We start from the raw sequence: 21,128 nt of genomic DNA, 5'->3' as shown, positions 1-21,128 counted from the left end.
GAATACCCAACGAATTTCGAATTGCAGCCAGGCGGCAAGCGGGTGAATCCCCAGGAGCTTACTCAAGTAAGTGACTGGTGTGCGCACGAGCAGCCAACCAACAACGCGGCGGTCCGAAAGGCGAAGGGTGTTATTACTGCCAACGCGGAATGCGCAGAGTAATCACCAACCCTTCCTGTTCGCCGTTGCGCGCCTCAACCTGTCCGCCATGTGCCAGCACCACCTTGCGGGTGATCGCCAGTCCCAGTCCGTAACCCTTGCCCGACATCGACGATTTTACCCTGACGAACGGATCAAAGATGCTGGAAAGCTTCGACTCTTCTACCCCAGGCCCCTGATCGCTGACCTCTATTTGGAACAGTTGGTCGATTCGCGTCAACACCACCGTCACCCGCTGACCATGGCAGGAGAAACGTAACGCGTTGCGCACGATATTATCCACCGCGCGCCGCATCAGCTCGGCATTGCCCTTAACGGTATATTCCACGTCCGAACTGGCCTGTAGCACAATCTCGACGCCAGGGATTTGCGCTTCGTAACGCGCGTCGCTCACTACCGCATCCACCAGCCCGTACAGATCGAAATACTCTTCGTCCGGCAGACTGTTGCTCTCGGCACGTGACAGCGCCAATAGTTCGCCAATCATTTTATCCAGCCGCCCCGCTTCATGCTCAATGCGTTGCAGCGAGTTCTCGACGTTGCCTGCATTTTGCCGCGCCAGGCCAATGGCCAACTGCAACCGGGCCAACGGTGAACGAAGCTCGTGCGAAACGTCATGCAACAACTGTTCGCGGGCGCTAACCAACAGCTCCAGCCGTTCGGCCATGCTGTCAAAATCGCGCGCTACCTCGGACAGTTCATCATGTCGCCGGCGCATCGCCGGGAACAAACGCACCGATAAGTCGCCCTGGGCTACGCGGTCAAAACCATCGCGCAGCTTACGCATCGGCCGGGTCAGGTTCCAGGCCAGCACCGTACTGAACAGCAGCCCCGCCAGCCCCCCCACCCAAAGCATCGGCATAGGGATATTGAACACGTGCGGACGCCGGTTCGGGCTATATTCTTCCCGCAGGGCCCGCATGTCGTAACTCAACAGATAGCCCGTGCCACCCGAATCTTTCACCCACGCAGTCACCTCCTTTAACCTGCGGCGCCCCTCAAATACCGGTTCCTCCGCTGCAGGCGGCTGCGCCATCGGCGTTACGGACAACAAGCGCCGGTCATCATCCGACCAGTCTTTCAGCATGGCATTCAATGCCGGCAGTCCGCCCTCGCGCAATTGGGTGGCGGCCGAAGTCAGTTGCAGCGTAACCGCACGCCGGGCCATCGCGTTTTCCGGCGGCTCATAGCGATCGCCATACAAAGAAAAAGCGACCCACAGCGCCTGGGTCATGATGATAAAGGTCAGCCAGAAGCCGAGCAGGATTTTCCAGAATAGTCTTCCGCGCATGGCCATTACCGAATGCGGTAGCCGATGCTGCGCACCGTTTCAATGCTGAGTGCGTTATCCGTCAACGCCCCCAACTTCTGGCGAATATTGCTGATGTGAACGTCAACGCTGCGGTCATAGGCTTCGCGCGGGCGCCCCAACCCTTTTTCCGATAGTTCGTCTTTTGATACCACGCGTTCAGGCGCACGCAGCAACAGCTCCAGCAAGTTGAATTCGGAAGCGGTCAGATCGAAAGGTTTACCGCGCCATTCGCTGCTGCGGGTCGATGGGTTGAGGGTCAGCTCACCGAAGTTAATGGCAATTTCGTCGTCCACTTCTTCCGGGCGCTCGTCGAAACGACGCAGTACCGCGCGCAGGCGCGCCACCAGTTCGCGGGGATAGCATGGCTTGGGCATGTAGTCGTCGGCCCCCATCTCCAACCCGATGACCCGGTCGATATTGTCGCCTTTGGCCGTCAGCATAATGATTGGCATGCGGCTCTTTTTACGCACGTCGCGCAGCACGTCGATGCCGCTCATGTCCGGCAGCATGATGTCGAGGATCATTGCGGTGTAATCGCCAGACAGCGCGCCTTCCACGCCCGCTTTGCCGGTCAGCACCAGCGTGGCATTGAAACCTTCGCCAGTCAGATATTCACTCAGCATGGTGCCGAGCTCGAGGTCATCATCGACCAATAAAATTTTCATGCCTTGCTCCTTCGCGGATTTTCGTCATTTTCACGCCTATTTGCCTGCTTCGCAGCCGGTTTTACTCAATCCTTACATATTCCTGAATGCCACTTAACCGCAGCCCGGCCGACGGCGCGTTAAATTAGTGCCAACAGATTTTCGCCACGCTTTATGCCAGGGAAGCTTCTCCTCATGCCATCGTTTCAACGCTTAAAACGCTATCTGCCGCCCACTGTATTGTGGCCGCTATCGCCCTATTTCTCTACTTCCGATCCCACGACGCTACAGAAACGCCCCGGTATATCACTGCGGTAGCACAAACCCGTGACCTGGAACAAACGGTGCTGGCCGACGGTACGATAGAAGCGCAAAAACAGGTTAGCGTCGGCGCTCAGGTATCGGGCCAGATTAAGGCCCTGTACGTGGCGCTGGGCGACAAAGTGCATAAAGGCCAGCGAGTGGCTGAGATTGATGACTTAACCCAGCAGAACGCCCTGAGGGACGCGGAAGCGGCATTGAAGAACGTTCAGGCACAGCGCGCGTCCAAAATGGCGGCGCTGCACAACAATCAGCTGGTTTATCAGCGCCAGCAGGCCATAGTGGCGCGTGGTGTCGGGGTCCGCGCAGATTTGGACAGCGCTCAGGCCACGTTGATTGCCACCCGCGCCGATATCAACGCGCTGGATGCGCAGATCATTCAGGCGCAAATCGCGGTCAACACCGCGCAGGTTAACCTCGGTTACACCAAAATCACCTCGCCGATCGACGGCACCATCGTCGCCTTACCGGTAGAAGAAGGCCAAACGGTGAACGCAGTCCAAAGCGCCCCCACCATCGTCAAAGTCGCTCAGTTGGCGACCATGACTGTCGAAGCGCAAATATCCGAAGCCGATGTGGTCAAGGTGAAAACCGGCATGCCGGTCTATTTCACCATCCTCGGCGAACCGGGCAAGCGTTATAGCACCCAGCTGCGGGCCATAGAGCCGGCACCAGACTCGATCAACGACGAAACTACTTCGACCAGCACCAGCACGTCCAGCAGTACTTCCAGCTCCAGCACCGCAATTTACTACAACGGCCTGTTTGATGTGGCAAACCCGGACGGCGCGCTGCGCATTTCAATGACTGCGCAGGTGTATATCGTGTTGGCCAAAGCGGAAAATGCGGTGGTGATCCCCGCAACCGCGCTGGAAGGCGACTGGGTACAGGTGGTGGATAAGCAGGGCAATATCGCCCGCCGTCCGGTCAAGGTCGGTATCAATAACAACGTCGACGCACAGATTATCAGCGGCGTGTTGGCCGGTGAGAAAGTGATCGTCAGCCAGGCCAATGCCACGAGCCAAAGCCCCGCCCGTCGTATGGGCCCGCCACCGATGGGGATGTGATGATGGCCTCACAACCCCTACTGCAACTGCAGGGTATCAGCCGCCGTTTTCAGGCCGGTGACCAAAACGTCACCGTGCTCAAGGAGATCAATCTCAGCATTGCCCAAGGCGAGATGGTGGCCATCGTGGGCGCCTCCGGCTCGGGTAAATCAACCTTGATGAACATTCTCGGCTGCCTCGATCGCCCAAGCGAAGGGGATTATCAGGTGGCCGGCCGCAGTACCGCACGGCTGGATCGCGACAGCCTGGCCGAACTGCGCCGCGAACATTTCGGTTTTATCTTCCAACGCTATCATTTACTGGGGGATCTTAGCGCCCAAGGCAACGTGGAAGTCCCTGCGGTGTATGCCGGCCATGCCCGCAGCGCACGCCAACAACGCGCCGCCGATCTGCTGCAAAGGCTCGGCCTGGCGCAACGGTTGAATTATCGTCCCAGCCAGCTCTCCGGTGGCCAGCAGCAACGCGTCAGTATCGCTCGCGCATTGATGAACGGTGGCGAGGTAATCTTGGCAGACGAACCCACCGGCGCGCTGGACAGCCACAGCGGGCAAGAAGTGATGAGCATCCTGAAAGACTTGCACGCTCGCGGCCATACGGTGGTGATTGTCACTCACGATATGCAAGTTGCCGAACATGCTCAGCGCATCATTGAGCTTAGTGACGGCGAGATTGTCGCCGACCGACGGAAAACAACGGCCCACACCGTGGCACGCCTACCGATAGCGCTGGATAACGCCGTCAGCCGCTGGCAATCGCAACGCGATCGCCTGTACGAAGCATTCAAAATGGCGCTGCTGGCGATGGCCTCCCAACGCCTGCGCACCTTACTGACCATGCTCGGCATTATCATCGGCATTGCCTCGGTAGTATCGGTGGTGGCGCTGGGCAAAGGCTCTCAGCAGCAGGTGCTGGCCAACATCAACGCCATGGGCACCAGCACGCTGGAGGTCTATCCGGGCAAAGATTTCGGCGATATGCGTTCTGCTGCAGTACAGACGCTGCGGGCCACCGACGCCGATGCGCTGGCGCAGCAGGGCTACGTGCACAGCGTCACGCCGACCGTTTCAAGCAGCACCACCTTCCGCTATGGCAATCAGTCGGTCAGCGGCACGGTCAATGGCGTCGGTGAGCAGTATTTTCTGGTGCGCGGTTACAGCATCGACAGCGGCATGGCGTTTAACCGCCATAGCGTCGACCAGTTGATGCAGGAAGCGGTGATTGACGAAAATACCCGCAACAAACTGTTTCCTCACGGCGCCAACCCGCTTGGCGAAGTGATCCTGCTCGGCTCGCTGCCGTGTCGCATTATCGGCGTCGCCGCCAAAAAACAGAGCGGTTTCGGCAGCGACGAGAATCTGAACGTCTGGATCCCCTACACCACCGCCATGAAACGCATGCTGGGCCAGAGCTACCTGAAAAGCATCACCGTGCGGGTGAACGACGATATCGATCTCACCAGCGCCGAAGACGGCGTCACCCGTCTGCTGAGCCAGCGCCATGGCGGCAAGGACTTCTTTGTGATGAATACCGACAGCATTCGCCAAACCATTGAGAAAACCACCGCCACCCTGACGCTGCTGGTGTCGATGATCGCATTGATTTCTCTGGTGGTGGGTGGCATTGGGGTAATGAATATCATGCTAGTGTCGGTGACCGAACGCACCCGAGAAATCGGCGTGCGTATGGCGGTCGGTGCCCGCGCCAGCGACATCATGCAACAATTTTTAATTGAGGCGGTACTGGTGTGCCTGCTGGGCGGCACATTGGGGGTTCTGCTGTCGCTGGGGATTGGCGTGGTGTTCAGTCAATTCAGCGACAATTTCACGATGGTGTATTCCACCGAGTCCATTGTCGCCGCGTTTATCTGTTCGACGCTGATCGGGGTGATTTTTGGCTTCTTCCCGGCAAGACGCGCTGCCGGGATGGATCCGATACATGCGTTGGAAAGGGAGTAACCCTCAACCGAAAACGCCGGTGGAGAGGTAGCGATCGCCGCGATCGCAGATGATCGCCACAATCACGCTGCCCGGGTTCGCCGCTGCGATCCGCAACGCACCGGCTACCGCACCGCCGGAGCTGACGCCGCAGAAAATGCCTTCGCGCTGCGCCAACTGACGCATGGTCTGCTCGGCGTCGGTTTGCTCGATATCCAACACCTGATCCACCAGATCCGGGCGGAAAATACCCGGCAGATAAGCCGGTGCCCAGCGGCGAATACCGGGAATATTGCTGCCTTCCGCCGGCTGCAGGCCAATGATCTGCACCTGCGGATTTTGGCTCTTCAGGTAGCCGCCCACGCCGGTAATGGTGCCGGTGGTGCCCATGCTGGAGACGAAATGGGTGACCCGCTGCTGGCTCTGCTGCCAGATTTCCGGGCCGGTGGTGGTGAAGTGGGCGTAGGGATTGTCCAGATTGTTGAACTGATCCAGCACCTTGCCCTGCCCCTGATTCTGCATGTCCAACGCCAGGTCTCGCGCCCCCTCCATGCCCACTTCCCGGCTGACCAGGATCAGCTCGGCCCCGTAGGCGCGCATCGCCGCCTGGCGTTCCAGACTCATGTTTTCCGGCATCAGCAGCGTCAAAGCGTAGCCTTTCAACGCCGCGATCATCGCCAGCGCAATGCCGGTATTGCCGCTGGTGGCCTCAATCAGCCGGTCACCGGGTTTTATCTCACCGCGCAATTCCGCCTGCTGGATCATCGCCAGCGCGGCGCGGTCCTTCACCGAGCCCGCCGGATTATTGCCTTCCAGCTTGACCCAAACCTCGCTGCCCAGTCCTGCGGCCAGACGTTGTAATTTTACCAGCGGGGTATTGCCGATGCATTGTTCGAGCGTTGTCACGTGCTTTGCCTGTGTGTTGAAGTGCGTAATGTAAAAAGGCAACCCCAGGGTTGCCTTTAAAATGATGTTGGGAGGTAAAAACTATCAGGCGCTTTTAGCTAACGCAACAGGTTGTAGCAGCCGATCGCCAGCGTACAGGCGCGCATTCAGGCTGCCGACGTAATAACGGCCACCGCGAACCGGCGGCTCGTTGCCGTCAGGCAACACCACGCTGATAGGTTCCTGGTGCCAACCGATCGGCTGAACGGTCATCTGCCAGAAGTGGCCACGCGGGCTAACCTCCAGCACCTGCACCGGCAACGGGCAGCGCTCGCTGCTCTCGGTGCCCACTTCCATCTCCCAAGGCCGCAGGAACAGATCCACGCTGCCCTGATGCATCGGCTGGAACGACAGCGGCCACTGGTGCGCGCCGACGAACAGTTGCGAGCCGCGGATTTCGCCACTCAGGCGGTTCACTTCGCCCATGAACTCCAGCACAAAGCGGCTGGCCGGTTCGCGGACAATTTCTTCCGGCGAACCTACCTGCTCAATATTGCCCTGGCTCATCACCACGATGCGGTCGGCCACTTCCATCGCCTCTTCCTGATCGTGGGTGACGAACACGCTGGTAAACTTCAGCTCTTCATGCAACTGACGCAACCAACGGCGCAGCTCTTTACGCACCTGGGCATCCAGCGCACCAAAAGGTTCGTCCAGCAGCAGAATCTGCGGCTCTACCGCCAGTGCACGAGCCAAAGCTACGCGTTGCTTCTGGCCGCCGGAAAGCTGTGAGGGATAGCGGTTGGCCAAATGACCCAGCTGCACCATCTCCAGCAGTTGGGTCACTTTTTGTTTGATTGCCGCGGCATTCGGACGCTCACGACGCGGCAGCACGCTCAGGCCAAAGGCAATGTTGTCGAACACCGTCATATGGCGGAACAGCGCGTAATGCTGGAACACGAAACCCACCCGGCGATCGCGGGCATGCACATGGCTGACGTCGGTGCCGTGGAAGCCCAGCTTGCCGCCGCTCTGGTTTTCCAGCCCGGCAATAATGCGCAGCAGCGTGGTTTTGCCGGAGCCCGACGGCCCCAACAACGCCACCATCTCACCGGAGGCAATATCGAGCGAGATATCGTTCAATACCTTGGTACGACCGAAGAACTTGTTGATACCGTTAATCTCAATGCTCATGATTTTCCTCCCGCTCGAGACGTGCATTCTGACGTTCCAGACGCCATTGCAGGCCACTCTTCAAAAATAGGGTCACTATCGCCATCAGGGTCAGTAACCCGGCGGCGGTAAAGGAGCCAACAGTGTTGTAATCCTGTTGCAATAACTCGACCTGCAGCGGCAGGCTAAAGGTCTCGCCGCGAATAGAACCGGACACCACCGACACCGCGCCGAATTCGCCAATGGCGCGCGCGTTGGTCAGCACCACGCCGTACAGCAGCGCCCAGCGAATGTTCGGCAACGTCACCCGGCGGAACATCTGCCAGCCGGAAGCGCCCAGTAAAATGGCGGCCTCGTCTTCCTGGCTACCCTGGCTCAGCATCATCGGCACCAGCTCACGCACCACGAACGGACAGGTCACGAAAATGGTCACCAACACCATGCCCGGCCAGGAGAACATGATCTGGATATTGTGCGCATCCAGCCAACCGCCCAGCAGGCCATTGCTGCCGTAAAACAGCAGGTAAATCAGCCCCGCTACTACCGGTGACACGGCAAACGGGATGTCGATCAGCGTCAGCAGCAGCTGGCGGCCCGGGAAAGTGAACCGCGTCACCAGCCAGGCCAGCAAGGTGCCGAACACCAGGTTGAACGGCACGGTAATCAGGGCAATCAGCACCGTCAGCCAGATAGCGTGCAACATGTCGCGATCGACCAGGTTGCTCCACATCGCGCCAGCGCCCTTGGAAAAGGCTTCGGCGAAAATCGAAACGATCGGCACCACCAGCAGCAATACCGAAAACAGCACGCCGATACCGATCAGCGTCCACTTGCCCCAATTGACGCGCGGGCGTTCGACGCCGTTGAACTCAGAGATATCCGCCATCAGTGCCCCCCGATGCGTCGGCCAAAGCGGCTTTGCAGAACGTTAATGCTGAACAGCAACAGCAGCGAAGCCGCCAGGATCACTGAGGCAATCGCACTGGCCGCCGGATAATCGAACTCCTGCAGACGAACGAAAATCATCAGCGAGGTCACTTCCGTCTTCCAGGCGATGTTGCCGGCGATGAAAATCACCGCGCCAAACTCGCCCAGGCTGCGGGTAAAGGAAATGGCCGTACCGGCCAGCAGCGCCGGTGCCAGCTCCGGCATCACCACGCGGCGAAAACTCTGCCAGCGGGTTGCGCCCAGGGTCTCTGCGGCCTCTTCATATTCGGGTCCCAGCTCTTCCAGCACCGGTTGAACGGTACGCACCACGAAGGGCAAGCTGGTGAAGGCCATCGCCACCGCGATGCCAAGCCAGGTGAACGTCACCTTGATGTCAAAATGCGCCAACCATTGGCCATACCACCCGGTGGTGGAGAACAACCCCGCCAGCGTCAAACCGGCCACCGCCGTCGGCAGCGCAAACGGCAGGTCGATCAGACCGTCCAGCAGCGTGCGCCCGGGGAAACGATAGCGAGTCAGGATCCAGGCCATCAGCATGCCGAACACCGCGTTGAACAAGCTGGCGACGCCCGCCGCCAGCAACGTGACCTTATAGGCTGCAACCACCTGCGGGTTGGAAACCACTTCCCAATATTGCGCCAGGCTCATCTGCGCCAGCTGCATCACCAGTGCGCTGAGCGGCAGCAGCAGGATCAGGCAAGTGTAAAACAGGCTGCTTCCCAGACTGAGACCAAACCCAGGCAGAACCCGTTTGCTGGACAACAACATTACTTATGCCCTGCCGCTAACAGTTGATCCAACTCGCCACCGGTAGAGAAATGCGTCTTCATCACCTGTGGCCAGCCACCAAACTGATCTTCTACACGGAACAGTTTGGTCTGCGGGAACTGGCCCTTCGCGGCCGCCATCGCCTGTTTGTCATACACGCGATAGTAGAAGCTGGTGATCACCTGCTGCGCAGCCGGGCTGTAGAGGTAATTCAAATAATCTTTGGCGGCCTGTTCAGTGCCGTTTCTTTCCACGTTTTTGTCGACCCAGGCGACCGGGAACTCCGCCAGAATATCGACCGGCGGCACGATCACCTGATACTTGTCTTCGCCATACTGCTTGCGGATATTGTTCACTTCCGACTCAAAACTGATCAGCACGTCACCCAGGCCGCGTTCCACAAAGGTAGTAGTCGCACCGCGACCGCCGGTGTCAAACACCAGCACGTTTTTCAGGAAACGGGTCATAAAGGCACGGGTTTTGGCCTGATCGTTGCCGTCAGCCTGGCTGGCGGCTCCCCAGGCAGCCAGATAGGTATAACGGCCGTTGCCGGAGGTTTTCGGGTTCGGGAACACCAGCTTCACATCGTCGCGCACCAAATCGTTCCAGCTATGGATGCCTTTTGGGTTGTCCTTGCGCACCAGGAAAGCCATGGTGGAATAGAAAGGTGAGCTGTTGTTCGGTAAGCGAGCCTGCCAGTCAGCCGGAATAAGTTGGCCGCGATCGTGCAGGATCTGCACGTCGGTCACCTGGTTGTAGGTCACGACGTCGGCACGTAACCCCTGCAATATGGCCAGCGCCTGCTTGGAAGAGCCAGCGTGAGATTGTTTGATGGTCAGCTTGTCGCCCGGATGCTGCTGGTTCCACTGCTGTTCAAAACCCGGGTTCAGTGCGGTAAACAATTCACGGGAAACGTCATAGGAGCTGTTCAGCAGCTCAGCGGCCGAAACGGTACCGCTGGCTAACAGCGCCGCCGCCAACCATCCTTTCAGCATGAAATTTTTAACCCGTGTTTGTTTCATTGTGCACCTTATAGCTGAATCAATCCGCCGGGCTTTCGCCCTGATGTTGACCAGTGTATTTATAACTAGGTGCGGAGCTGTAACGCTTTTATATACCGTTTAGTGATTTTCAAGCATCAAACGCTATAAGGCAGGGGCAGAGCGGTGTGGCAGAGGAGGAAGTTAATCCGGAGCCGGCATGGCCGACCCCGGAGGAAAGGTTAAAGCGACAGCAGGCGCGTCAGCGAAGGCGCAAAGTAATAGCTGCCGGTCACCGCACGGCTGAAACGCAGCATCGCATCACGTTTGCCGTCCAAATCGCCAAACATGCTCAGCAGCTGTTTTTCGATATTATGCAGGCGGGCGCAATAGGCGATGAAATACAGCCCGTGTTTACCGCTGGCAGTACCGTAAGGCAGGCTCTGACGCAAAATCTTCAGGCCTTTGCCGTCTTCTTTCAGATCGACACGGCTGACATGCGAGGTGTCAGGACGCTGCTCCGGCGGCAATTCTTCGCTGTCGTGCTTGGTGCGGCCGATAATCTGCTCCTGCTGCTCGGTGGTAAAGCGCTGCCACTGACGCAGGTTATGTTCATAACGCTGCACCAGCACGTAGCTGCCACCTGCGTCTTCTTCACCTTCGGCGATAACCGCCACTTCAGGACGTTTATCGCCCTGCGGGTTTTCAGTGCCGTCGATAAAACCGCTCAGATCGCGCTCTTCCACCCAGCGGAATCCGTGGGTTTCTTCTTCAATCTTGATGGCGTTGCCGAACGCTGCCAGCGCCGCCTGCGCCAGCGTAAAGTTAACGTCATGACGCAAGGATTGGATGTGGATCAACAGATCGCGCTGGGTGGCCGGGGCCAACCCTTTGCCCAGCGGGGTGAATGGCTTCAGCTCTTTTGCGCCCTGACCGCTGGAAAGGTCATGCCAGACGTCATAGCCAAAGGCGATCACCGCGCCCAAATGCGCATCGGGAAACTGCTGTTGCAGCTCGGTCAACGTCTGGCAAAACTGCTTGCAGCCCTGGCGCAAATCGGCGAATTCGCCCTGCACGGTGGCTTCCATAAAAATGGCGAAGCGGCAGTGTTCCAGTAAAATACCGCTCTGAACCTGGGTCATTATCGTTATCCTCAAAATCGAAATCGAGTAACAGGCTGCTGTATACCCGTCGTCTTTAAAGTCGCAGCGTTGTTACCTGCTTACAAGACCCCTCCGTAGGTCTTGCCCCTTCGGGGCCGCTACAAGCAGCGTTCAAATCTGTTCCCGACAGATTTGTCGCTCACCCCCGTTACTTACTCAATTAAGCGCCCGGGGTGAGCGAGCTGGCCGCCTGGCTGCAACTTTAAAGCCATAGGGTATATGTCTAGATTTCCTGTTACGAATGCGCAGTATCATACCCGATGAAAACGGGATTGCCTTGCATCAGCGCAAAGAAAATAGGGTTACCCATAACCGGGCAATCTCGCCCAAAGGTAGCGGTGATTTAACGTTCAGCGGGGATGGAAACCAGATAAATCAGGGGCGCCGCGGATCGGGCGCCCAGGGGGAAGCTTTATTGCGGTTTGGCGTGCCAGATGATCTTGCTGACCGTCCAGCTTTTCAGCGTGTCATCCGGTGGGATGATATCTTGCGGGCCGGCCCACTTGCCGTCGAAGATATAGGTGACGTACTTGCTCTGCTGTGCGACGCACTCGACCTTGCCGGCATCGTCGCCGTCGGCCGGTTTACAGGCACCGAACGCCTTGCTGTACAGGTCACTGAACGGCGTGCCCAGCTTGCTGCCCCACTCGGTCGCGACTTTGCTGTCCATCACGTCCACGCGCTGCACGTGACCCTTGGGTTCCCCGGTGATCACCAGCTTCACGTCGTTGCCGTCCATCGCCTGGTAGTAGGAAACTATTTTGCCCTGGCTGGTAGCCATGCCACCGCGCAGGCGGTAATCGCCATTCAGCCCGTCGTTAATGGCGCTTTCCGACATCGGGGTACCGGCGTTGAGGTCACCAACGCCCTTGGCGCTGACTTCGAGGCTGCTGCCAAACCAGTTAAATGGCGACAGGCTGGACCAAGAGAAATTGGACATCGTCGAACAGCCGGTCAGTAACAGCGGAAGCCCTAACAACAGTGGGCGAACATTCATTTTTAGCTCCTTAACATCAATGACGGGGCACAGCCTGCTCTGCCCTGCCGCACTTGGCGTTTTGTTGCGTGTCAGCCTCTCACAACTGTCCACGCATCGCCATCGGTTGCGAGCTTGGAGTGCGGAAAATGAGAAAAGTGCCGCACTGTGCGGCAATTAACCCGCCTCATCCTGTACCACGAAACAGGCCTTAAGACGCGCACTCAGCAGCAAGTAAGCCAGCGCCAACGCATCGAGCAGCGCCAGCACGATGTCCAACGCCGAAGGATTGTCGTCTTGCTGCCACAGGCTAAACAGGGAACCGCCCAGCGCTGCCAGCAGCGAAGCAATCAATACCCAGCGCCAGGCACGCCATAGCCGTGGCCACTGGTGACGACGCGGAGCAATCAAAAATGCCAACGCCGCCGGCAGCCCCAGCACGATGCCATACCAGAACCATTGGGTGTCCGGGTAAAACAGCGATAGCAGGCCTTCCCCCTGCTGGCGCGAAACCCCGGCCATCACAAACAGGATCCAGGTGCGGGCCTGTAAAATCAGTAAGCCCCAAAACCACAGCGGCAAACGCAACGCACCGTGCTGATCGTAATCGTCGGGGGAAAAACGGGGTGGAAGTGGCTTCAACATCGATTCCTTGCCAATATCATGATGATTTTTCAAATGGGTGCCGTGTTTATTGTTTTCAATGCGCGCGCTTAAGAACCCCTTAAGATTTTCATGCTTTACTTAACCCCATCAAACCAGCAGTCCTGATTGGCAGGGCTTTGATTCTAGATTGAGATAAGGAAGCTTAAGATGAAAAAATATACCCTGGCAGCATTAATTGCTCTGTGTAGCGCACCGGTTCTGGCTCAGCAAGGCGGGTTCCTCGATCCTGCGGCACCGCAAACGCACACCCAAAACACGCAGCAAGGCGGATTTTCCGGCCCTAGCGCCGCGTTGACCACCGTCGACAAGGTCAAATCAATGAGTGATGACACCTGGGTGATGCTGCAAGGCAACATTGAGCAACGCGTCGGCGACGAGACCTATACCTTCCGCGACGCCAGCGGCACGCTGACGGTCGAGATCGACAAAAAACGCTGGAACGGTCAGACCATCACCCCGAAAGATAAAGTGCAGTTGGAAGGGAAAGTGGATAAAGACTGGAGCAACGTGGAAGTCGACGTGAAAACCATCAAAAAACTGCCCTAACGCGCAGTTTGGGCGGTGAAGCCTCACCGCCCAAAATATCGCTCAATATTCCTGATCTTCGATCAACCGCTTGCCCAGGCTGGTAATGCTCTGGATCTCGTAACCGAGTTTCTCGTACATCTCGATCACCGTGTCGTTATCTTCCCGCACCATCAGTTGGATCTTCGGGCAACCGCGCGCGATCAATTTTTTCTCTAACCGGCTGATCAACGCATTGGCGATACCGCGTCCGCGATAATCCGGATGCACCCCGAGATAATACGCCGAGCCACGATGACCGTCGTATCCCCCCATCACCGACCCCACGACTTCCCCGCCCACTTCCGCGACCAGAAACAGATCCGGATCGTGATTCAGTTTGCGCTCAATATCCATCTCAGGATCGTTCCACGGCCGCAGCAGATCGCAGCGCTCCCACAGGGTAATGACTTCTTCAAAGTCGTCTTGTCGAAATACGCGAATTTCCATCGATGTTCGCCGCTGTTAATTAAGATGTTTATCTGATTATCGCGGGATTATTCACTTACGCAATATCAAACTGCGATTTCCCCGGGCAATAATGCAGAAATCCCCGGTAACTCGCGTAATAAATGGACATAGTTATCCGGTCGATTAATGATTATCAATACGATATAACGTCGCAAAATAGAATTTGTCGATGGAGCGTAGCGTTATGAAAAAGCAGATTAAACCCTTCCTCAATTTTAAACCGCTCCCCGTTTCCCCCACGCGACGTCAATTACTGCTTTCTGGTCTGGCGCTGGTGCTGCTCGGCAGCAAGAGCCAAACGGCCCAAGCCGAAACCGGCGGCATGCTGCGCAAGCAACACGCTAAAACTGCGCCCAAACCCAGCGGCAGTAAAAGGCTGGTGATGATCGACCCCGGTCACGGCGGCATCGATTCGGGCGCCGTCGGCAGAGAAGGTTCGCAGGAAAAACACGTGGTGCTGGAGATTGCCAACCACGTGCGTCGCATTCTGCACGAACAGGAACACGTTGAAGTGCGCCTGACGCGGGAAGAAGACGAGTTTATCCCCCTGTTTCAGCGGGTGGAGATTGCCCACCAGCATCAGGCCGACCTGTTTATCTCTATCCATGCCGACGGTTTTACCAGCCCGGAAGCCTCCGGCGCCTCGGTGTTTGCCCTATCCAATCGCGGTGCCAGCAGCGCCATGGCGCGTTATCTGTCCAACCGCGAAAATGCCGCCGATGACGTGGCCGGCGGCAAATACAAAAATCAGGACAACTATCTGCAGCAGGTGCTGTTCGACCTGGTGCAAACCGATACCATCAACAACAGTCTGACGCTCGGCCGCCACGTGCTCGGCCAGATCCGTCCGGTACATCATCTGCACAGCAACAGCACCGAACAAGCGGCGTTCGCGGTGCTGAAATCCCCGTCGATTCCGTCGGTACTGGTCGAAACCTCGTTTATCACCAATCCGGCGGAAGAACGCCTGCTTGGCACCACCGCATTCCGCGAGAAAATCGCCCGCGCCATCGCCGACGGTGTGATCAGTTTCTTCAGCTATTACGATTCACACCAACGAAAACCCGGCTGATACTGCCAGCCACGGTGAATAAAGGTATACTCTGCGGCTTGTTCAGTCAGACGCTGTGAATTAATCCGTATGAGTTTATCGACCATCGCAGAAGTAAAATCCTTCCTGCTGGCACTGCAGGACCGCATCTGCACGCAGCTGGCTCAGGCCGACGGCGGCGCCGTTTTCAACGAGGACCGCTGGACGCGGGAAGAAGGCGGCGGTGGCCGCAGCCGGGTATTGACCGACGGCGCGGTGTTCGAACAAGCGGGCGTCAACTTCTCACACGTCTCCGGTGCCACCCTGCCCGCCTCCGCTACCGCGCACCGCCCCGAGTTGGCCGGCCGCAGCTTCCAGGCGATGGGCGTGTCGTTGGTGATCCACCCGCGCAGCCCTTATATCCCGACCAGCCACGCCAACGTGCGGTTTTTCATTGCGGAAAAGCCGGGCGAAGAACCGGTGTGGTGGTTTGGCGGCGGCTTTGATCTGACCCCCTTCTACGGCTTTGAAGAAGATGCCATTCATTGGCACCGCACCGCCGAACAGCTGTGCGCCCCCTTCGGCGAGCAGGTGTATCCCAAATACAAAAAGTGGTGCGATGACTATTTCTTTATCAAGCACCGCAACGAAGCGCGCGGCATCGGCGGCCTGTTCTTTGACGATCTCAACACGCCCGACTTCACTACCTGCTTCGCGTTTACCCAAGCGGTGGGCGAAGGCTTCCTCGATGCCTATTTGCCGATCGTGGAAAAACGCAAGGCGCTGAGTTGGGGCGATAACCAACGTCAGTTCCAGCTGTATCGCCGTGGCCGCTACGTCGAGTTCAATTTAGTCTGGGATCGCGGCACGTTGTTTGGCTTGCAAACCGGCGGACGTACCGAATCCATCCTGATGTCGATGCCGCCGCTGGTACGCTGGGAATACAACTATCAACCGGCGGAAGACAGCCCGGAAGCGGCCCTTTACCGTGATTTCCTGCCGGTGCGCGATTGGTTGAAGGAGCCGGAATAATGCAGATTTGGGTCGATGCGGACGCCTGTCCCAACGTGATCAAAGAAGTGCTGTTTCGCGCGGCGGATCGTACCGCCATGTCGGTAACGCTGGTTGCCAACCAACCGCTGAGAACGCCGCCTTCCAGGCATATCCACACTCTGCAGGTGGCGGCCGGTTTTGACGTGGCGGATAACGAAATCGTGCGCCGCTGCGAGAAAGGCGATCTGGTGATCACCGCCGATATCCCGCTGGCTGCCGAGGTGATCGAAAAAGGCGCGGTGGCGCTGAATCCGCGCGGGGAACGCTATACGCCGGACACCATTCGTGAGCGCCTGAACATGCGCGACTTTATGGACACCCTGCGCTCCAGCGGTATCCAGACCGGCGGCCCGAATACGCTGAACCAGCGCGACCGTCAGCAGTTCGCCAACGAGCTGGACAAGTGGTTGCAGCAGGCAAAACGGGCGCAGTGATTGCGCCCGTACTCCGCTTAGAATCGCACCTCCCCGCCGAAGATATAGGTTCGGCCGCGGGCGGTGTTAGTCGGTGTGAAGTCCTGTCCCTGGGACGGCATCGAGTTCATCTTGTTCAACGCATCGGAATAGTCTCTGTCCATCAGGTTCTGTACGCTGAATTTCAACAGCAGGTTACGGTTGAACTGATAGGTGCTGTACAGATCGATAATCGTCGGGATGTGCGGCGCAGGCTCTTTCAGCAATTGCTCATTTTCGTCCCGATCCGAATTTGGCGACAGGCGAACCGCTTTACCCGTGTATTTGACCAATCCGCCCAGCGTCAGTTTCTCGTCCAGCAAACGAACCCCAGAATCTAAAGTGAAATAAAATTCCGGCAGTTCGCTGATGTCACCGGCACCGAATTCGTTGCTGGCCTGATTGGTCGGTTGGCTGGTGTGCTCTTTGCTCAGGGAAAGTTTGGTGTAGGCGAAACCGGCATCATACATTGCCTCTACTTCCACCCCACGCATTCTGACCGGCTCATAAGCATTGCTGTACATGGTCATCACGACATTCTCATCGGCGTTATCCCACTCTTCCTGCGTCGCCTGAGAGCGGTTGCACTTCTCGCGATTGCTGCACACCATGTAGTTTTGGCTGGAAATGTAATTTTTGATCTTTGATTCAAAATACACCGCCTTCAGCTGGAAGCTGTCCTGCTTGAACAACAGGTCATGAGCATTGGCGTTGAAGCCGGCCTGGTAGGTTTCGGCGGTTTCGCCCTTCAGGAACGGGTTCATCGACTGCCCGCCGCTGTTGGCGAAGAATACCTCCTGAATATTCGGCCCGCGCATCGACTTGCTGTAGCTGACAAACGGCTGCAACCATGGCGTCACCTGCGCCGATAACAGCACCGACGGATTAAAACCGTGCTCTTTCAAATTGATATTGCTGGCCCCCTGCGGGAAGCAGGCCACGCGCTCATCACAGGCAGGTTTATAACCGGAAATATCATAGGAACTGTAGTTCAGATCAAAGTTGCTCTGCCAGATGCCGTAGTTAAGCTGCAGCCCGCTGTAAAGGCTGGCGATATTTTGTTTACCCGCGATCCCCACCGGCGAACTTTCCGCCTGGTTATCGTCGGTTACCAGCCCGGATGCGTGCTTCTTGTATTCGTTACGGATCAGCTTGCCACCATAGCTGAAGGCAAAATCGACTTCCTGCAGGCTGAAACGGCTGGTGTTATTGACGTCCAGCGCGTCCGAGATATTTTTCGCCTTGCTGTCGCTAAACCCTGCCATATTGTCAGACATGAATTTCTGCTCACCGCGGCTGGTGCTGGCTGTCAGATTAAAATCAATCAGCTCGGAGAAAGGCGCATAGTGATATTTAATATAGAAGTCATTACTGTCGATATGACGGCGGGTTATTTTATTCTGGTAGGTCCTGGCCGACAGTTCGATACTATTAAAAGCGTCTGGCTTAATATCGACTTTGAATAACTGGGATTTAGGGTTCTGTCGATAAGTTTTATCAACGTTAAACTCTTCACTGTCAAAACCGGAGCCGTTTTTGTAATTAGACGTGATGGAACTGCCGCTGATGGCTGCCATCGCGCCCAGGCTGCCGCCTTCGCCAAAGGCGCCGGTTTTCCCGCCCACGGCAATCATGCCGCTGCGGCCAATGCCGTTATTGCCCACGGAAAATTTGGTGCGCACGCCAAAGGGATTATCGGAAAACACCACGTCATCCACACCCAGGGTGCGGAAGTTGGCGCTGCCTGCCAACGCATTCACTCCGGCGGAGCCCGTCGCATTGCCGCGCGCTACATCAACGCCGACGATAAAATTGGGGTCGATCAGCGCACCGAACTGGCTGGTGGGTAACCCGCCATGGGCTGCATCGCTCGGCGAACTGCCATAGTAGTTCTGGGTAATACCGTCCACCATGGTATTAACGCGGCCAAAGCCGCTCATGCCGCGGATATTGACGCTAACCGATCCCTGGCCCGGATCGATTTGGGTATAGGTGCCCGGCATGCTGCGCAAAATGCTGTCTACCGATTCGAGATTCTTATTTTCCCCTCGTGAGCTGAAGGCACCCGGTTTTTCTAACGCCTCCTTTTCGCTACGGTCGCTTTCTGTCGCAGCCGAAACGTTCAACGGGCTAAACACCACGTTGCCCTTGCCATTGTCTGCCCCGTCTTGCGCAGCCGTCGCCGTCCCGCTCAGCGCTATTCCCGCACCGATCAGGCTTACCAGTAATTTAATTTTCATAGATCCCCAGAAATGACCAAAAAGATGTTATGGCCGACAATGCCCAGCACAAAGCCCGCCGAAATCGACGGTAAAATTAACGCTTTATCGTTTTAATAAGCCGCCAGGTTATTTCCTGGCGGCCAGAAGGGTTATTTCCGCGTTTTCTGATCCACCGCCAAAATAAAGCTGTATTCCAAGGCGCTATTTTCCAGCCGCGTCAGTCGGCCCGATTTTCCGCCGTGCCCGGCCGTCATATCGGTGGCCAGCAGCAGCAGCGAATCGCCCTGTTTAAAGCGACGCAGTTTGGCCACCCATTTTGCCGGTTCCCAATATTGCACCTGCGAATCATACAGGCCGCTGGTCACCAACAGGTTCGGGTACGTCTGCTTGCGTACGTTGTCGTAGGGGCTATAAGACTTCATCAGCGCATAGGCTTCTGGTTGATTTGGGTTGCCCCACTCTTCATATTCGCCGACGGTCAGTGGAATGCTGTCGTCGAGCATGGTGGTCAAAACATCCACGAAAGGCACCTGCGCCACCACCGCGTTATACAGCTGCGGCGCCTGATTGATCACCGCGCCCATCAGCAAGCCGCCGGCGCTGCCCCCCATGGCATAGATACGCCCCGGCTGGCCGTAACCCTGTTTGATTAACGCCTGGGTTGCATCGATAAAGTCGCTGAAGGTGTTGGGTTTATGGCTCAGTTTGCCCTGCTGATACCAGTTCTGCCCCAATTCACCGCCGCCACGCACGTGGATCAGCGCATAAACAAAACCGCGATCCAGTAAACTGATGCGGTTGGCGCTGAAGGCCGGATCCATACTCATGCCATAGGCGCCATAGCCGTACACCAGCAGCGGGCTGAGCCCCGGTTTGAACATCGCACGGTTGTAGACCAGCGAGACGGGTACCTTCACACCGTCACGCGCGCTGATCCACACCCGTTCGCTGTGGTACTGGCTGGGATCAACCCCTTTCACTTCCTGCTGTTTCAACAGAGTACGAGTGCCTTTATCAAGATCCCATTCGTAGGTGCTGGTCGGCGTGGTCATCGCCGAATAGCCGTAGCGCAGGTGCTGATTGTCCGGATCGGGGTTATAGCCCAGCCAGGCCATGTAGCTGGCGTCATCGAACGGAATGCTGCGCTGGGTTTTGCCGTCCCAACTGATTTGCCGTAGCTGTACCAGGCCATCGCCACGCTCTTTCACCACCAGCCAGTCGCGGAATAAGGTGAAACCTTCGACCTCGCGCTTTTCCTGCGGCGCAATCAGCGTCTGCCACGGTTTATCGAGCGCCGCGGTGTGATAGAGACCAAAATGCGGGCTTTGGTGATTGGAGCGTAAATAGAACTCGCCGCGATAATGGTCGAGGTAATATTCATGGCCGTTCCGACGGGCGGCAAACAGCACCGGCGCTTTCAGCGGTTGGTTGGCATCGATCAGCCGCGCCTCAGAGGTAGTGTTGCCGCTGATGGTAATAATGAGGTAGTCGCGGGAGGAGGAATGAGCCAGGCTCAGATAAAACGCCGCGTCATCTTCCTGATACACCAGTTTATCGTCCGCGACCGGCGTACCGAACTGATGGCGATAAACCTGATACGGCAACAGGGTTTGCGGATGGTTGCGAATATAAAACAGCGTCTTGCCATCGTTGGCCCACACCATGTCGCCAGAGGTGTTTTCAATCACTTCCGCGGCCCATTTCTCGCTGTCGACATTACGCAACGAAATACGGTACTGCCTGCGCCCCTGATAATCTTCGGCGATCGCCATCCGCTGATTGTCCTGGCTGATCTCCAGACCGCCAACACGGTAATAAGCCTGCCCTGTCGCGCGCTGGTTGGCATCCAGCAAGGTTTGCCATGGCGCATCGGCGGTAAGGGCCTGACGCTGGTACAGGGCAAAATCCTTGCCCGCCGCATAGCTTTCCTGATAGCGGTAGCCGTTCAGTTGATAAGGTACCGAGCGATCTTCCGGGCTCATGCGGCCGAGCATTTCCTGGTACAGCGTATCGCGCAGTTTTTTGTACGGCTGCATCATCTGTTCGGTATAACGGTTTTCCGCCGTCAAATAATCCAGCATCTTTTTATTCTGGCGGCTGTCGTCGCGCAACCAATAGTAATCATCTACCCGGGTTTCACCCTGGGCGGTCAACTTTTTCGGGATGATTTCCGCGCTGGGAGCCTGCGGTGCCGCCTGAACGGCCTGGCCCATTAAGCTTAATGAGATCACGACAGAGGTTGCCGCACGCCAACAACGACCCGGCAAAAGTGGATATTTCATAGTCCCTCACGATGGTTTGACATCGGCAACGCCTGCTTTTGTTTCAGCAAACAAAAGG

19 protein-coding genes are annotated in these 21,128 nt (G+C 57.1%); 6 read left to right on the top strand and 13 right to left on the bottom strand.

All coding sequences use genetic code 11. The annotated features are described in order from the left end of the window. Positions 1-133: 133 nt before the first annotated feature. A complete protein-coding gene (locus AC1RKG_RS19520) occupies positions 134-1,450 on the bottom strand; it encodes an ATP-binding protein (protein WP_198639920.1) in 1,317 nt (438 codons plus the stop codon). Positions 1,451-1,455: 5 nt separating this feature from the next. Beyond that, entirely contained in the window at positions 1,456-2,136 is a 681-nt protein-coding gene (locus AC1RKG_RS19515; protein ID WP_020827993.1) for a response regulator transcription factor, read from the bottom strand. Between the two features lie 218 nt (positions 2,137-2,354). Here AC1RKG_RS19515 and AC1RKG_RS19510 point away from each other — a divergent pair, with 218 nt between their 5' ends. Next, complete coding sequence (locus tag AC1RKG_RS19510) at positions 2,355-3,503, top strand: efflux RND transporter periplasmic adaptor subunit (protein ID WP_493183644.1); 1,149 nt, start codon at positions 2,355-2,357, stop codon at positions 3,501-3,503. Positions 3,504-3,505: 2 nt separating this feature from the next. Further along, a complete protein-coding gene (locus AC1RKG_RS19505; protein WP_261109278.1) occupies positions 3,506-5,458 on the top strand; it encodes a MacB family efflux pump subunit in 1,953 nt (650 codons plus the stop codon). 3 nt (positions 5,459-5,461) lie between these two features. On the opposite strand, the gene cysM is transcribed toward AC1RKG_RS19505, so the two are convergent. The 8 genes from cysM to AC1RKG_RS19465 all read right to left on the bottom strand — a co-directional run bounded on the left by cysM (position 5,462) and on the right by AC1RKG_RS19465 (position 12,972). Next, complete coding sequence (gene cysM / locus AC1RKG_RS19500) at positions 5,462-6,343, bottom strand: cysteine synthase CysM (protein ID WP_020827996.1); 882 nt, start codon at positions 6,341-6,343, stop codon at positions 5,462-5,464. 84 nt (positions 6,344-6,427) lie between these two features. Further along, a complete protein-coding gene (gene cysA / locus AC1RKG_RS19495) occupies positions 6,428-7,516 on the bottom strand; it encodes a sulfate/thiosulfate ABC transporter ATP-binding protein CysA (protein WP_020827997.1) in 1,089 nt (362 codons plus the stop codon). Further along, a complete protein-coding gene (cysW, locus tag AC1RKG_RS19490) occupies positions 7,506-8,381 on the bottom strand; it encodes a sulfate/thiosulfate ABC transporter permease CysW (protein WP_046372985.1) in 876 nt (291 codons plus the stop codon). Before cysW ends, cysA begins: the two co-directional genes overlap by 11 nt. Beyond that, on the bottom strand, positions 8,381-9,211 hold the full coding sequence (gene cysT / locus AC1RKG_RS19485) for a sulfate/thiosulfate ABC transporter permease CysT (RefSeq protein WP_020827999.1): 831 nt from the start codon (positions 9,209-9,211) through the stop codon (positions 8,381-8,383). The genes cysW and cysT overlap by 1 nt, the downstream gene beginning before the upstream one ends. Beyond that, the gene (locus AC1RKG_RS19480) at positions 9,211-10,233 is read right to left on the bottom strand and encodes a sulfate ABC transporter substrate-binding protein (RefSeq protein WP_020828000.1); all 1,023 of its coding nucleotides are present in this window, start codon (positions 10,231-10,233) and stop codon (positions 9,211-9,213) included. Before AC1RKG_RS19480 ends, cysT begins: the two co-directional genes overlap by 1 nt. Positions 10,234-10,433: 200 nt before the next feature. Then, positions 10,434-11,333, bottom strand: coding sequence for a Dyp-type peroxidase (locus AC1RKG_RS19475; protein WP_115058356.1), 900 nt, complete (start codon positions 11,331-11,333; stop codon positions 10,434-10,436). A 433-nt stretch (positions 11,334-11,766) separates the two neighbouring features. Beyond that, positions 11,767-12,351: an RpoE-regulated lipoprotein gene (locus AC1RKG_RS19470; RefSeq protein WP_046372982.1), complete on the bottom strand. Its 585-nt coding sequence runs from the start codon at positions 12,349-12,351 to the stop codon at positions 11,767-11,769. Between the two features lie 156 nt (positions 12,352-12,507). Then, positions 12,508-12,972: a DUF2919 domain-containing protein gene (locus AC1RKG_RS19465; protein WP_493183643.1), complete on the bottom strand. Its 465-nt coding sequence runs from the start codon at positions 12,970-12,972 to the stop codon at positions 12,508-12,510. Positions 12,973-13,143: 171 nt separating this feature from the next. Between AC1RKG_RS19465 and AC1RKG_RS19460 the strand changes: the two genes are divergently transcribed. Next, a complete protein-coding gene (locus tag AC1RKG_RS19460) occupies positions 13,144-13,542 on the top strand; it encodes a YgiW/YdeI family stress tolerance OB fold protein (RefSeq protein ID WP_020828004.1) in 399 nt (132 codons plus the stop codon). A 42-nt stretch (positions 13,543-13,584) separates the two neighbouring features. Here the strand turns inward: AC1RKG_RS19460 and AC1RKG_RS19455 are convergent, their stop codons facing one another. Beyond that, entirely contained in the window at positions 13,585-14,010 is a 426-nt protein-coding gene (locus AC1RKG_RS19455; RefSeq protein ID WP_020828005.1) for a GNAT family acetyltransferase, read from the bottom strand. 205 nt (positions 14,011-14,215) lie between these two features. Between AC1RKG_RS19455 and amiA the strand changes: the two genes are divergently transcribed. The 3 genes from amiA (at position 14,216) to AC1RKG_RS19440 (ending at position 16,548) form a co-directional block, all read left to right on the top strand. Next, positions 14,216-15,103: an N-acetylmuramoyl-L-alanine amidase AmiA gene (gene amiA, locus AC1RKG_RS19450; RefSeq protein WP_493183611.1), complete on the top strand. Its 888-nt coding sequence runs from the start codon at positions 14,216-14,218 to the stop codon at positions 15,101-15,103. A gap of 69 nt (positions 15,104-15,172) precedes the next feature. Then, on the top strand, positions 15,173-16,093 hold the full coding sequence (gene hemF / locus AC1RKG_RS19445) for an oxygen-dependent coproporphyrinogen oxidase (RefSeq protein WP_493183610.1): 921 nt from the start codon (positions 15,173-15,175) through the stop codon (positions 16,091-16,093). After that, positions 16,093-16,548, top strand: coding sequence for a YaiI/YqxD family protein (locus AC1RKG_RS19440; RefSeq protein ID WP_020828008.1), 456 nt, complete (start codon positions 16,093-16,095; stop codon positions 16,546-16,548). Before hemF ends, AC1RKG_RS19440 begins: the two co-directional genes overlap by 1 nt. 17 nt (positions 16,549-16,565) lie before the next feature. Here AC1RKG_RS19440 and AC1RKG_RS19435 read toward each other — a convergent pair whose 3' ends face one another. Further along, on the bottom strand, positions 16,566-18,806 hold the full coding sequence (locus tag AC1RKG_RS19435) for a TonB-dependent receptor domain-containing protein (protein WP_261135657.1): 2,241 nt from the start codon (positions 18,804-18,806) through the stop codon (positions 16,566-16,568). A 131-nt stretch (positions 18,807-18,937) separates the two neighbouring features. Further along, positions 18,938-21,070, bottom strand: a complete 2,133-nt coding sequence (locus AC1RKG_RS19430; RefSeq protein ID WP_410528881.1) for a S9 family peptidase — start codon at positions 21,068-21,070, stop codon at positions 18,938-18,940. Positions 21,071-21,128: the final 58 nt, after the last annotated feature.

It is taken from the genome of Serratia sp. GW822-FHT06D09 (assembly GCF_058799515.1).
Note: the sequence above shows the minus strand (reverse complement) of the source record. Positions and strands in the feature narration are given on the sequence as shown.

Excerpts from the sequence above, each read along its gene's own strand:
- AC1RKG_RS19520 (WP_198639920.1), bottom strand. The coding sequence starts at position 1,450 with ATGCGCGGAAGACTATTCTGGAAAATCCTGCTCGGCTTCTGGCTGACC.
- AC1RKG_RS19515 (WP_020827993.1), bottom strand. The coding sequence starts at position 2,136 with ATGAAAATTTTATTGGTCGATGATGACCTCGAGCTCGGCACCATGCTG.
- AC1RKG_RS19505 (WP_261109278.1), top strand. The coding sequence starts at position 3,506 with ATGGCCTCACAACCCCTACTGCAACTGCAGGGTATCAGCCGCCGTTTT.
- cysA (WP_020827997.1), bottom strand. The coding sequence starts at position 7,516 with ATGAGCATTGAGATTAACGGTATCAACAAGTTCTTCGGTCGTACCAAG.
- cysW (WP_046372985.1), bottom strand. The coding sequence starts at position 8,381 with ATGGCGGATATCTCTGAGTTCAACGGCGTCGAACGCCCGCGCGTCAAT.
- cysT (WP_020827999.1), bottom strand. The coding sequence starts at position 9,211 with ATGTTGTTGTCCAGCAAACGGGTTCTGCCTGGGTTTGGTCTCAGTCTG.
- AC1RKG_RS19480 (WP_020828000.1), bottom strand. The coding sequence starts at position 10,233 with ATGAAACAAACACGGGTTAAAAATTTCATGCTGAAAGGATGGTTGGCG.
- AC1RKG_RS19475 (WP_115058356.1), bottom strand. The coding sequence starts at position 11,333 with ATGACCCAGGTTCAGAGCGGTATTTTACTGGAACACTGCCGCTTCGCC.
- AC1RKG_RS19470 (WP_046372982.1), bottom strand. The coding sequence starts at position 12,351 with ATGAATGTTCGCCCACTGTTGTTAGGGCTTCCGCTGTTACTGACCGGC.
- AC1RKG_RS19460 (WP_020828004.1), top strand. The coding sequence starts at position 13,144 with ATGAAAAAATATACCCTGGCAGCATTAATTGCTCTGTGTAGCGCACCG.
- AC1RKG_RS19455 (WP_020828005.1), bottom strand. The coding sequence starts at position 14,010 with ATGGAAATTCGCGTATTTCGACAAGACGACTTTGAAGAAGTCATTACC.
- amiA (WP_493183611.1), top strand. The coding sequence starts at position 14,216 with ATGAAAAAGCAGATTAAACCCTTCCTCAATTTTAAACCGCTCCCCGTT.
- hemF (WP_493183610.1), top strand. The coding sequence starts at position 15,173 with ATGAGTTTATCGACCATCGCAGAAGTAAAATCCTTCCTGCTGGCACTG.
- AC1RKG_RS19440 (WP_020828008.1), top strand. The coding sequence starts at position 16,093 with ATGCAGATTTGGGTCGATGCGGACGCCTGTCCCAACGTGATCAAAGAA.
- AC1RKG_RS19435 (WP_261135657.1), bottom strand. The coding sequence starts at position 18,806 with ATGAAAATTAAATTACTGGTAAGCCTGATCGGTGCGGGAATAGCGCTG.
- AC1RKG_RS19430 (WP_410528881.1), bottom strand. The coding sequence starts at position 21,070 with ATGAAATATCCACTTTTGCCGGGTCGTTGTTGGCGTGCGGCAACCTCT.